The 12,433-nt window shown below is 70.0% G+C and carries 11 protein-coding genes; 1 reads left to right on the top strand and 10 read right to left on the bottom strand.

What is annotated here, in order from left to right; translation table 11 throughout:
- Positions 1–168: 168 nt before the first annotated feature.
- The 7 genes from OIE47_RS17370 to OIE47_RS17340 form a co-directional block, all read right to left on the bottom strand.
- On the bottom strand, positions 169–1,449 hold the full coding sequence (locus tag OIE47_RS17370; protein WP_326562515.1) for a thymidine phosphorylase: 1,281 nt from the start codon (positions 1,447–1,449) through the stop codon (positions 169–171).
- A gap of 84 nt (positions 1,450–1,533) precedes the next feature.
- The gene (locus OIE47_RS17365; protein WP_326563141.1) at positions 1,534–2,250 is read right to left on the bottom strand and encodes a cytidine deaminase; all 717 of its coding nucleotides are present in this window, start codon (positions 2,248–2,250) and stop codon (positions 1,534–1,536) included.
- Positions 2,251–2,325: 75 nt separating this feature from the next.
- Positions 2,326–3,606 carry an ABC transporter permease gene (locus OIE47_RS17360; RefSeq protein ID WP_326562514.1) on the bottom strand — a complete coding sequence of 427 codons (1,281 nt, stop codon included), beginning with the start codon at positions 3,604–3,606 and terminating at the stop codon, positions 2,326–2,328.
- A gap of 3 nt (positions 3,607–3,609) precedes the next feature.
- Positions 3,610–4,965, bottom strand: coding sequence for an ABC transporter permease (locus OIE47_RS17355; protein ID WP_326562513.1), 1,356 nt, complete (start codon positions 4,963–4,965; stop codon positions 3,610–3,612).
- A gap of 76 nt (positions 4,966–5,041) precedes the next feature.
- On the bottom strand, positions 5,042–6,538 hold the full coding sequence (locus OIE47_RS17350) for an ABC transporter ATP-binding protein (RefSeq protein WP_326563140.1): 1,497 nt from the start codon (positions 6,536–6,538) through the stop codon (positions 5,042–5,044).
- Between the two features lie 352 nt (positions 6,539–6,890).
- Entirely contained in the window at positions 6,891–7,955 is a 1,065-nt protein-coding gene (locus OIE47_RS17345) for a BMP family lipoprotein (protein WP_326563139.1), read from the bottom strand.
- A 329-nt stretch (positions 7,956–8,284) separates the two neighbouring features.
- A complete protein-coding gene (locus OIE47_RS17340) occupies positions 8,285–9,295 on the bottom strand; it encodes a hypothetical protein (protein WP_326562512.1) in 1,011 nt (336 codons plus the stop codon).
- A gap of 100 nt (positions 9,296–9,395) precedes the next feature.
- On the opposite strand from OIE47_RS17340, the gene OIE47_RS17335 reads away from it, so the two are divergent.
- A complete protein-coding gene (locus OIE47_RS17335) occupies positions 9,396–10,001 on the top strand; it encodes a TetR/AcrR family transcriptional regulator (protein ID WP_326562511.1) in 606 nt (201 codons plus the stop codon).
- Between the two features lie 96 nt (positions 10,002–10,097).
- Here the strand turns inward: OIE47_RS17335 and OIE47_RS17330 are convergent, their stop codons facing one another.
- The 3 genes from OIE47_RS17330 to OIE47_RS17320 all read right to left on the bottom strand — a co-directional run bounded on the left by OIE47_RS17330 (position 10,098) and on the right by OIE47_RS17320 (position 12,396).
- Positions 10,098–10,538, bottom strand: a complete 441-nt coding sequence (locus tag OIE47_RS17330; RefSeq protein ID WP_326562510.1) for a hypothetical protein — start codon at positions 10,536–10,538, stop codon at positions 10,098–10,100.
- 323 nt (positions 10,539–10,861) lie between these two features.
- Complete coding sequence (locus OIE47_RS17325; protein WP_326562509.1) at positions 10,862–11,752, bottom strand: YihY/virulence factor BrkB family protein; 891 nt, start codon at positions 11,750–11,752, stop codon at positions 10,862–10,864.
- A gap of 89 nt (positions 11,753–11,841) precedes the next feature.
- Positions 11,842–12,396 carry a 2'-5' RNA ligase family protein gene (locus OIE47_RS17320; protein WP_326562508.1) on the bottom strand — a complete coding sequence of 185 codons (555 nt, stop codon included), beginning with the start codon at positions 12,394–12,396 and terminating at the stop codon, positions 11,842–11,844.
- Positions 12,397–12,433 lie beyond the last annotated feature (37 nt).

The raw sequence follows: 12,433 nt of genomic DNA, 5'->3' as shown, positions 1-12,433 counted from the left end.
GCACGGCGCGGGGGTCGGGAGCGGGTACGGTCACGGCTTCGTCCCTGCAAGTCTTCAGCGGCTCAGCGCCGGATGGTCCCCCTGGCCAGCGAGAATAGCGGCTGCCGGGCGCCGGCACCATGCCGCCCCGCCGGTCGTACCGGGTGGGCTGACCGAACGGCTCACCGGTCAGCCGATCCGCTCGATGACCAGTGGCGGCCGTACCGGGGCGGCGTCGGTGACGGTGACCGCGGCGGCGGCCGTGGCGAGTGCCGCCGGGATCCGGGAGGCCGTGTCGGCGCGCAGCTCGTAGAGGACGTCACCGGCGCGTACCCGGTCACCCGGACGCTTGTGCAGCAGCACACCCGCGCCGGCGCTGACCGGGTCCTCCTTGCGGGCCCGCCCGGCGCCGAGCTGCCAGGCGGCCACCCCGATGGTGTACGCGTCCACGGTCGACACGTACCCGTCCCGGTCGGCGCGGACCAGCTCGGTCTCGTTCGCCACCGGCAGGGGCGCGTCCGGGTCCCCGCCCTGGGCCCGGATCATGGCCCGCCAGGAGTCCATCGCCCGACCGTCGCGCAGTGCCGGCTCGGGGTCGACGTCGGTCAGCCCGGCGGCGTCGAGCATCTCCCGGGCGAGCGCGAGGGTCAGCTCCACCACGTCGGCGGGTCCACCGCCGGCCAGCACCTCGACCGACTCGGTCACCTCGACGGCGTTGCCGACCGCCAGGCCCAGCGGGGTGGACATCTCGGTGAGCAGGGCGACGGTGCGTACGCCGTGCGCGGTGCCGAGTTCGACCATGGTCCGGGCGAGTTCACGGGCGTCGTCGACGGACTTCATGAACGCTCCGCTGCCGACCTTCACGTCGAGCACCAGGGCGCCGGTCCCCTCGGCGATCTTCTTACTCATGATCGAGCTGGCGATCAGCGGGATCGCCTCGACCGTGCCGGTGACGTCGCGCAGGGCGTACAGCTTGCGGTCGGCCGGGGCCAGGTGGTCGCCGGCCGCGCAGATGACCGCGCCGGTGCCGGCGAGTTGGTCGATGAACTCGTCGTTGCTGAGCGCGGCCCGCCAGCCGGGAATCGACTCGAGCTTGTCCAGGGTGCCGCCGGTGTGGCCGAGACCCCGACCGGAGAGCTGCGGTACGGCGGCACCGCAGGCGGCGACAAGCGGGGTCAACGGCAGCGTGATCTTGTCACCGACGCCACCGGTGGAGTGCTTGTCCACGGTCGGGCGACGTACGCCGGACAGGTCGAGCCGTTCCCCGCTGTTGATCATCGCGGCGGTCCACCGGGCGATCTCCGCCGGGGTCATGCCGCGCAGCAGGATGGCCATGGCGAGCGCCGACATCTGCTCGTCCGCGACCAGCCCCCGGGTGTACGCGTCGACCACCCAGTCGATCTGCCCGTCGCTGAGCACCCCACCGTCCCGCTTGGTCCGGATCACCTCGACCGCACTGAACGTGCTCATGAGCCTTCCACCCTGCCTTGTGAGAGAGATCGGATCTGACCGCACCGGGTTCGGTCCCGTGCGCGGACCAGGTGAGTTGCCGGGTCAGTCGATGTCGGATCCGGGCCAGCGGACGGGGATCTCCATCGGCGGTTCGCCCTCCCCGGCCCAGTAGAGGGTGCCGGCCGCGTCGACCACCACCACCCGGGGCGTACGGGCGTGGCCCCAGGCCACCGCGTCGTCCGGCTTCTCCCAGCTCGGCGCCTCCTCCAGCACTCCGGTGGGCTCGTCACCGCCGTCACCCGCGGACCGCTCCCAGTACCCGGTCCAGACCTGCTGCCCGCCGGAGACGTCCGGGTGGACGAAAACGGTGCCCCGCCCCCGCCAGGCGGCGAGGCGTTCCGGCACGGTCGGCAGCACCGGTGGTGCGACGACCGCTTCCAGGTCCGCCACGTCGAACGCGTGCGGCAGCAGTTCGTCCATCCGCAGCGGCCGGGGGTACGCCTCGACGAGGCAGTCCGGTCCGCCGTGTTCCCAGAGCAGTTGCCGGCACCGGCCGCAGGGCATCAGCGGCTCTCCGGTGGCGTCGACGCAGGAGAGGGCGACCAGCCGGCCCCCGCCGGTGACGTGCAGGGCGGAGATCACCCCGCACTCGGCGCAGAGGGTCACGCCGTACGCGGCGTTCTCCACGTTGCAGCCGACCACCACCCGGCCGTCGTCGACCAGCCCGGCCGCGCCGACCGGGAAGTTCGAATACCGGGCGTACGCGTGCCGCATGGCCTCGGTCGCGGCGGCCCGTAGCTGCACCCAGTCGATCTCCATAGTCACGTCCCCATCCTGCCCCGCCGCTGGTCAGACCCGCCAACCGACCGGCGCTGCGCGCTTGCGCTTGTCCGATCAGCCCTTGATGTAGGGCTTGCCGTCCGCGGCCGGTGCCCGGACCCGGCCGACCAGCCCGGCGACGGCCAGGATGGTGGCGAGGTACGGCAGCATCGCCAGGAAGTCGCTGGGGATGACGCTGTTGATCGCGCTCAGGTAGGTGCCGAGCTGGTCGGCGAAGCCGAAGAAGAGCGCGGCGAGCAGGGCCCCCGTCGGGCTCCACCGGCCGAAGATCAGCGCGGCCAGGGCGATGAACCCCTTACCACCGATCATGTTCTTGCTGAAGGTGTAGAGCGCCAGGGTGTACGAGGCACCGCCGATCCCGGCGACCGCGCCGGCGAGCAGCACGTTGCGGTAGCGCAGCCGGAGCACCCGTACGCCGAGGGTGTCGGCGGCGGTCGGGTGTTCGCCGACCGACCGGGTCCGCAGCCCCCAGCGGGTCCGGAACAACCCGAAGTGGATCACCAGCACCAGGACCAGCGCCAGGTAGAGGAAGATGTTGCTCTCGAAGATCGCCGGCCCGATCACCGGGATCTCCGACAGCACCGGGATCGACCAGTTGCCGAAGTGCGGCGGCTGGTTGTACGTCGCCGCGTCGGTCTGCATCAGCCGCTCGTAGAGGAACCCGGTCAGGCCGACCGCGAGCAGGTTCAGCACGATGCCCATGACCACCTGGTCGACCAGGTAGCGGATGGAGAAGACGGCGAGCAGCAGCGAGATGAACGCGCCGCCGATGGCCGCCGCGACCAGCCCGACCCAGACGCTCCCGGTGAGCGAGCCGAAGAGGGCACCGGCGAAGGCGCCCATCAGCAACTGGCCCTCGATCGCCACGTTGACCACACCGGAGCGTTCGCAGAGCACCCCGGCCAGCGCCCCGAAGATCAGCGGCAGGGCCAGCAGGAAGGTGTTCCGGACGATGTTGACCAGGGGCATGAAGTTCTGCCCCGCCGGGGCGGCCGAGACCTGCCAGCAGAGGAAGGAGAGGACGAAGCCGACCACGCCGATGCCGAGCAGGAGCGTGAACCAGCGCTTGGGCACCCCGAACAGCAGCGCACCACCGGCCGCGGCGGCGATCAGGCCGAACAGGATGGCGCCGGCCGTACCGTTGATCTCCAGTGCGGCACCGGCCGCGTCCTCGCTGAGGGTGAACCGGGCCAGCTCGCCGGTGGCGAGCGCCCCGAACGCGATCGCCGCGGCCAGGCCGAAGACGAGCAGCCCGAGGCCGATCCGCCGGTTACGGGTCCAGAACCCCTGGTGTACGGGGGCCAGAGCGACATCCCCCACTGCCATCGTGGACATCGACTACCAGCCCTTCGCCAGGCTCGTCTGCAATCTGGCGGCTCGCGCGGCGCGGAGCTGGAAGATCGCCTTAATCAGGGCGGGTGCGGCGATGAAGATGACGATCAGCGCCTGCAGCACGGTCACCAGCTCCAGCGAGATCCCGGCGTACGACTGCATCCGGTTGCCGCCGGCCTGCAACGCGCCGAACAGCAGCGCGGCGAGCAGGACGCCCCAGGGCTTCACCCGCCCGAGCAGGGCCACCAGGATGCCGTCGAAGCCGATCTGTGCCACCACCAGCGGGGTGAGCGCGCTGGCCGTGGAGCCGACCACCATGTTCGCCCCACCGAGTCCGGCCAGCGCCCCGGAAATCACCATGAGCAGCACGTACGTCTTGGTGACGCTGATGCCGGCGGTCCGGGCGGCGTCCGGGTTGGCACCGACCGCGCGCAGCTCGAAGCCGAACGTGGACCGGTTGAGCAGCCAGGCGACCACCCCGGTGGCGACCACCGCGAGCAGGATCCCGGCGTGCACCCGCAGGTCGCTGCCAAGCAGCCGGGGCAGTTGGGCCGACGAGTCGACCGGGCGGCTGATCGCGTCGGTCCGGTTCGGGTCGTGGACGACCTTCTGCAGGATCACCCAGGAGAGCAGGTAGACGGCGACGTAGTTGAGCATGATCGTGTTGATCACCTCATGTGCGCCGGTCCGTGCCTTCAGGAAGCCCGGGATGAAGCCCCAGATCGCCCCGCCGAGCGCACCGGCGACCAGTGCCACTATCAGGTGGATCACCGGCGGCAGCGGGATCAGGAAGCCGGCCAGCGCGGCCACGATCACGCCGAGCGTGGCCTGACCCTGTGCGCCGATGTTGAACAGCCCGCCCCGGAACGCCAGCGCCACCGCCAACCCGGTGAAGACCAACGGTGCGGTGTACGTCAGCGTCTCGGAGATCGGCGCGAAGACCAGTTCCCAGCCATTCGTGCCGTTGATCCAGCCCTGTACGGCCGCCGGGTCGAACACCGCGCCCTTGAACAGGTTGGCGTACGCCTCACTGACCACCGACCAGCTCGAGTTCAGCGCGTCCTGCGGCCGGGCGGTGATGTAGCTGTAGGTGTGCAGCACTTCCGGGTCGGAAATGATGATCAGGATCGCGCCGATCACCGTCGCCAGCACGATGGCCAGCACCGTCACCGTGACGGTGTTGGCCGCCCAGAGGTTCTGCAGGAAGCTGCGCAGCAGGACCGGACCACGGCCGGGCGGGGTGGTGGGCTCGTCGCCCGTACCCGGCTTCGGCGGGTCGGCGTTCGCGGCCGCGGATCGCGCGGCCCGCGCCTGGTCCGCCGGATCCTTGTCCGGCGACGCCCCACCAGCCAACTCGCTCATGCCGACGCCTCGCTTCGCTCGCCGCCGTCACGAGGCACAAACGCACTGAGCCCCATGATTCGCTCGCTCCGCTCGCTCATGCCGTTTCCTCGTCCGCAGGGGTGCTACCGGGAGTCGGGGTGGCCGACTCGTCGGTGATCCCGGCCATCAGCAGCCCGATCTCCTCGCGGGGGGTGTCCGGGCCGACGATGCCGAGAATCCGGCCGCGGTACATCACCGCGATCCGGTCGGCCAGGCCGATCACCTCGTCCAACTCGCTGGAGATCAACAATACGGCGGTGCCGATGTCCCGCTCGCGCACTATTCGCTGGTGGATGAACTCGATCGAGCCGACGTCGACGCCGCGGGTCGGTTGCGCGGCGACGAAGAGCTTCAGTGGGCGGGATAGCTCCCGGGCCACGATGACCTTCTGCTGGTTGCCGCCGGAGAGCGTGCCGACGGCCGCGTCCGCGCTGGGCGTACGGACGTCGAACTGCTCGATCCGCTCGGCCGCCGACCGGGCGATCTCCTCCGGACGCAGCCGGAGCCCGGCCCCGAACGGCGGCTGGTCGTAGATGTCCAGCACCAGGTTCTCGGCGACGCTGAACTCCTTGACCAACCCGTCGACGCTGCGGTCCTCGGGGACGTAGCCGACCCCGGCCCGGAGCACCTTCTTGGTGGTCCAGCCGTCGATCCGCTGCCCGACCAGGCTCACCGAGCCGGCCAGCACCGGCCGCAGGCCCATGATCGCCTCGACCAGTTCGGTCTGGCCGTTGCCCTGCACCCCGGCGATGCCGAGCACCTCACCGGCCCGCACGGTCAGGTCGACGCCGTCCACCGCCCGGTAGGCGCGCTCGTCGTCGACGACCAGCCCCTCGATCTCCAGGACCGGTTCACCCGGATCGGCGGGACCCTTGTCGACCAGGAGATTGACCGTACGGCCGACCATCTGGGCGGCCAGTTCGTCCTCGCTGGCCTGCGGGCTCGCCGTACCGACGGTCCGGCCGCGCCGGATCACGGTGATCCGGTCGGCGATCGCCTTGACTTCCTTGAGCTTGTGCGTGATGAACACGATCGACTTGCCGGACTCCTTGAGCGCCCGCATCACCGCGAGCAGCTCGTCGGTCTCCTGCGGGGTTAGCACCGCGGTCGGCTCGTCCAGGATCAACAGGTCGACGTCGCGGGTCAGCGCCTTGACGATCTCGACCCGCTGCTGCACGCCGACCGGGAGGTCCTCGATCACCGCGTCCGGGTCCACCCGCAGGTTGTAGCGGGCGGAGACGTCGGCCACCAGCTTGCGGGCCCGCCGCTTGTCGAGGAACCCGGCGATGCCGCCGCGTACCTGCTCGGCGCCGAGCATGACGTTCTCGGTGACGGTGAAGACCGGCACCAACATGAAGTGCTGGTGCACCATGCCGATCCCGGCACCGATGGCGTCCGCCGGGCCCTTGATCCGCAGTGGGGCGCCGTCGACCAGGATCTCGCCCTCGTCGGGCTGGATCAGGCCGTACAGCACGTTCATCAGAGTGGACTTGCCCGCGCCGTTCTCTCCGAGAAGCGCGTGGATCTCTCCGGGCTCTACCGTCAGATCGATGTGGTCGTTGGCGACCAGGTCACCGAACCGCTTGGTGATGCCGCGCAGTTCGAGTCTCAGCGCAACCTCCTGGAGTGCGGGCGATGGTGCAGCCTAGCCGCCACCGGGGCGGGGCGGGAGGGGGAACGGGTCAGCCGTGTCGACCCGTTCGGCCGACGGCTGAGCATCGTACGGCGCCTGCCTGAACGTACGCTCAGGGGCTGTCCGGGCCGGGTGCGGCCGGGCGTGGCGCGACACGGCCGCCCCGGCGTCCGGGGTGCTACCCCGAATGCCGGCGCGGCCGGCTGTCGCTGCTGCTGGGGTGAACCGGCCACCGGAGGTGATGTTCTCACCCCCGGCGGCCGGTTCGACGTCACTTCGGCTGGGCCGGGGAGGTGACGGTGATGGTGCCGGCGGCGATGTCCGCCTTCAGCTTGTCGACCTCGGCCTTCAGCTCGGCCGGAACCTTGCTGTCGAAGTCGTGGTACGGGGCCAGCTCGACGCCGTTGTTGGCGAGGGTGCCGGTGAAGCCCGGGTCGTGCGCGAGCTTCTCGCCCTTGGCCGCCTTGGTCACGGCGTCCCGGACGACGTCCGGGATGTTCTTGACCACGGTGGTGACCAGGGCCGGGCAGTTCGGGGTGCTCTCGCAGCCGTCGACGTCGACCCAGATCGCGTTGAACTTGCCACCGGACGCCTGCGCGGCGGCGGTGGTGCCCTGACCGGCGCCACCGGCGACCGGCATGACGATGTCCGCGCCCTGGGCGACCAGGGTGTCGCTGACCTTCTTGCCCTCGTCCTGCTTGACGAAGTCGTTGGTGAACGACCCGTCCTGGGTGGCCTTGTTCCAGCCGAGGACCTGGACCGTCTTGCCCTTGACCTTGTTGTACTGGGCCACACCGTCGGCGAAGCCGTCCATGAAGATGGTCACCGGCGGGATCTTCATGCCGCCGTAGGTGCCCACCTTGCCGGTCTTGCTCATGCCCGCCGCGACGTAGCCGGCGAGGAACGCGGCCTGTGCGGTGTCGAACTGCATCGGGTAGACGTTGCTCTCCGGGAGCTTCGCGTCGACGATGCCGAACTGCTGGTCCGGGTTCGCCTTCGCGATCTTGGAGGTGGCGTCACCCATCAGACCACCGACCGCGAGGATGAAGTCGCAGTCCTGGTTGACGTACTGGGTCAGGTTGGGCTCGTAGTCGGCCTCGGCCTTCGAGGCGACGTACTTGATGTCGATGTTGCTGTCCGCCGCCTTGGCCTCCTGCAGGCCCTTCCAGGCGGAGGTGTTGAACGACTTGTCGTCGATGCCACCAACGTCGGTCACCATGCATGCGTTGTACTTCTTCGCGGCGGCGTCAGTGCCACCACTCTCGCTCGGCGCCTCGCCGCAGGCGGCAACGCCCAACGCGAGCCCACCAACCGCGAATACCGAAACGATCCGCATCCCACGCACTGAGCGCAAGACGGTCTCCTTCCCCATGCACACCGACTCGCGGTGGCAGCCCAAAAGCCGGCCTGCACCTTGCACCCGGCGTCCCACGTTAGGACGGGAGCGTACGCCCGCGCCCACCCACCGGCCGACAATCGTGCCCGACTGTTGAGGTGCTGTTACCCTCACGTAACTCTCTCGTGGTCGAAATCACTCTTCGTGCTGGTACGTGATCGGCCACAACCACCTAAACGGACACTAAGGGGAGTTTTCCCTGCTCAGAGCCGTACCGCTCGGTGACTAACCGGAAACGTTTGGCCAAGTTCCGCGTTAATAACAATTCCTCAGGCTACCGAATTCGACACCATTCGGTTCTTCTCCGTGTCGGCGGGGGCGCTTTCGGTGATCGCGATCGCCGCCCGACCGGTCACAGCCAGTAGCAGGCCGAGTGCGGCGTAACCCGCGAGGATCGACAGCGGTGCGCCCGCGCCCGCCCCGTCGAAGAACGCGGCCGAACGGAGCAGGTCGGCCCCGGCACCGACCGGCAGCCACTGGCCGAGGTCCCCCCACGGACGGGGCAGGAGTTCGGGTGCGGCGGCCACCGCGCCGAGCGAGTTGCCGACCAGGAAGAGCAGGAACGCGCCGAGCCCGATCCCGGCCCGGCCGAGCAGTGCGCCGAGCCCGGTCACCATCGCCGCGGTCGCCAGCGCGAACAGGCCGATCGCCCCGGCGTTGGAAAGATAGTCGCCGGGCAGCACACCGAGCCAGCCCCGGAGCACGGCCGCGCCGGTCAGGCCGGCCAGCACGCCGTACGCCACCAGGCCGGTCAGCCGGGCGGGCCGGTTGGCGGCGAGCAGCGCGAGCAGGGCTCCGGCCAGCACGCTAACCAGCGCCAGCGGCAGGAAACCGGCCGCGAAACCGGTGCCGCGCGGGTCGTCCGGGTCGGCCGGCACCACCTCGACCACCCGTACCGGGACGCCGCCACCTCGGGCGACCTCGGTGAGCAGGGCGGCCACGGTGGGACTGGCACCGGCGGCGGTGCGCAGGGTCAGCCCGTCCGGGCCGGGGACAAAAACGGCGTACACCTCGCGGTCGCGCAGCGCACGGTCGCCCGCCGCCGGGTCGGGCAGCGTACGCAGGTCGAAGGCACCGGGCTGGGCTGCGGCCAGTCGCGCGGCGAACGCCTCGGCGGCGGGCGCCGGCCCGGCGACCGCGACCGGCAGGTCGCGCGGCGCCAGGTTCGCCGCCGGTGCTGCAAACAGGGGTACGAGCAGCGCCTGCAGGACCACCGCAACGGCGGCGAGCAGGACCGCCACGACGATCGGTGAGCCGAGCCGGTGAGCTGGCTGAGCCATCTCCCTCTCCTTAAAACGAGCGTTCGTTCTCTTTAAAACCCAGCGTCCCATCGGCCCGGATCGGTCGTCAAGAACGAACGCTCGTTTTATTGTTTGCGTCATGCCCCGCGTCTCCGACGAACACCTCGCCGCCCGCCGTCAGCAGATCCTCGACGCGGCCAGGCGCTGCTTCCTGCGCAACGGCTTCCACAGCACCTCGATGCAGGATGTGATCAACGAGGCCGGACTCTCGGTCGGTGCCGTGTACCGCTACTTCAGGAGCAAGAACGAGCTGATCACCTCGATCGCCGAAACCGTGATCAACAGTGCCGACCAGCTCTTCGTGGAGATCACCAAGCACGACCCGCCACTACCCCTGGTCGCGGCGATGGACCGGGCGCTGACCTTCGTCGACGCCCAGACCGGCCCGGACGGCATACTCCGGATCGCCATCCAGGTCTGGGCCGAGTCGCTGCGCGACCCCGCACTGGCGGAGTTCGTCAACGAGAAGTACACCGGGTTCCGCAACCACTTCGTGGCCCTCGCCGAGCGGGCCCGCGACACCGGCGAGCTGCCGTCGGACGCCGATCCCGAGGCCATGGGGACGGCCCTGTTCGGTCTGATCCCCGGCTACTTCCTCCAGCGGATCCTGGCCGACGGTCCGGACCGGGCAACCTACCTCGCGGGCGTACGGGCCCTGCTGGCGGCGACACCGGTGCGGGGCTGACCGGCCCAGGGGTTCGAACCGCCGCCGGCCGGGTATGCCGGCGTCAACCTGGTCGTCCGTTGTGCCCCGCGCCGACGGGCGACTGGGGTTATTCCGTCAGCCGCTCAGGTTGCCCAGCTTGTCGGCGATCCGGGCCATCCCCGCCCGCAGGTCCTCCGGACTCGGCGCCGGTCGCGCCTCGGCGTGCTGCTGCACCGTCTCCGGGCCGGGTTCGTCTTCGAGCAGGTCCTCGTAGTCGCCGTAGATGTCGGCGTCCTCGGTCTGGACCGTGTCGTCCTCGGCCGCGATCCGGGACGCCGCGATCTCGCCGCGGATCTCGTCCGCGCTGAGCCGGGGCAACAACGGTTCGACCACCGCCATCAGATCCTCGTCGGCCACCACCGACTCGGCCAGGGCGAGGGCGTGCGGTCGCTCGTACGGGCCGCAGACCACCGGCTCCCACTCGTCGTCGTCGCCCAACGGGCCGAACGTGATGATCCACGGCAGATCGTGGATCGGCGAGTCGTCCGGCAGTTCCAGCGTCACTAGTGCGCCCACGCGAACCATCATGGCGGCCGATTGACCGTCTCGTAGGCATTTGCCCGAATTGCCCTAGCTCAGGATGGCGATCATCCCGACGAGTCGGGACGGGATACTGGCCCGGCGGTCGCCTCAGCTCAGGCAGCGACAACCGCCGGGGGCCCATCGGTGACGCGTACCGAGAACCGGTCGACGACAGGCGTCGGCCCAGCTCACGCGATGATCGCGAACACCGGGACAGCATGCCATCAAGTGGATCTTCGTTACAAGAGGCTGCGACAATCTCACTCACCGTATAGGTGGGTGGCGATGGGCGGCAGGCCGAGGAGAACCGCCGAGGCTCAGCGGGGCGGACCGGGCGGCAGCGGGTCGTCCGCCGCCAGGTCGATCACCCGACCCCGTCGACTGGTCGCCGCCAACGCCGCACCGAACAGCAGCAACTGGTTCAACAGGTACAGGTAGACCAGCAGGCCGACCGTACCGGCGACGGCGGTGTACGCCAGGTTCCGCTCGAACCGGATCACGTAGTAGCGACCCACCGAGTTCAGCAGGGTCACCCCCAGCGCCACCAGCAGCACCGGGGAGAACAGCCGGCGCGGGGTTATCCGCAGCCGGGGCACCGCCAACATCAGCGCCGTGGCCAGCACCATGTTGATCACCACGGCCAGCAGCCAACTGGTGATCGAGACCAGGATCGAGTGCGAACCGAACACCATCCGGAACAGCGACTGCAGGGTGTCCACCGCGCCGACCGAGATGCCCAGCAGCAGGAACACCCCGAGGACCACCACCAGGTCGATCAGTTGCCGGATCACCACGTACCCGGGCTGCTGGTTGAGCCGGTAGATCAGGCGCTGGGACGAACGGATCGCCTCCACCCAACCCACGCCGGTGATCACCAGCAGGACCAGGCCGATGATGCCGACCCGACGGGCACCCTGCTGGATCTGCTCCGGGTCGAGGAACGGCAGGTTCTGCCGGAAGAAGTGCTCCGCTCCGGAACTGACCTGGGCGCTCTCACCCAGAATCGTGCCGAAGATCCAGTACGCGACCAGGCCGAGGGCGAACACCGCGAAGAAGCCGTAGTACGCGATCCCGGCGGCGAGCCGTCCACCGAGCACCTCGACGTAACGCCCGACCGCACGGCAGAAGTGGTCGAACACCGGCGAGCGGTCACGCCACGCCTGCACCCGCCGCTCGGCGCGCGACACCACCCGATCCAGGACGTTCACGCCGTCATCCTCGCCGATCCGGCGGCTTTCGGCGCGTCGGGCGCGCAACGAGATCGGACCGTACGCCCCACGCGGGTCCGCACGGGGTCTCAGCCGCCCAGCAGGTAGTCCCGACGCGGCTGCCAGCGCGCCGCACCACTGTGCGAGAAGAGGGTGAACTTCCGTACCTCGAACCGGGCGGAGAAGCCGGCCAGGTCCTCGTACACCCGGTCCAACGCCTCGGCGGCGACGTCGTGCGCCACCGTCACGTGCGGGTGGTACGGAAAACGGGTGTCCCGGACCAGCCCCGGCGCCCCGTTGATCGCCTCGGCCAGCAGCTCGCACTCGCTGATCCCGGCCGCCACCGCGACGAAGACCACCTCGGTGATCGGCCGGAACGTCCCGGTCCCCCGCAGATGCAGGGTGTACGGCTGGTGGTCGGCGGCCACCTTGTCCAGGTGTGCCTCCACCGCCGGCAGGTAGTCCAACGGGATCTCGGTCGGCCCGAGCAGGGTCAGGTGCGCCGGCACGTACGCCGCCTGCGGGTCACCCGCCTCGGCCCGGCGTCGGGTGAGCACGTCACCCCACGGTTGCGGGATGTCCACCGCGACCCCGATCCGGGTCGAGGTGCCCTCGGTCTGCTGCGACCCGTCCGTCCGAACCACGCTCCGCTCTGCCCACCGGCCGGCGAGACACGCCGGC

Origin of the sequence: Micromonospora sp. NBC_01796, assembly GCF_035917455.1 — a bacterium.
In the GTDB taxonomy this organism is placed as follows: domain Bacteria; phylum Actinomycetota; class Actinomycetes; order Mycobacteriales; family Micromonosporaceae; genus Micromonospora_G.
This window is presented reverse-complemented; position numbering and strand designations above follow the sequence as displayed.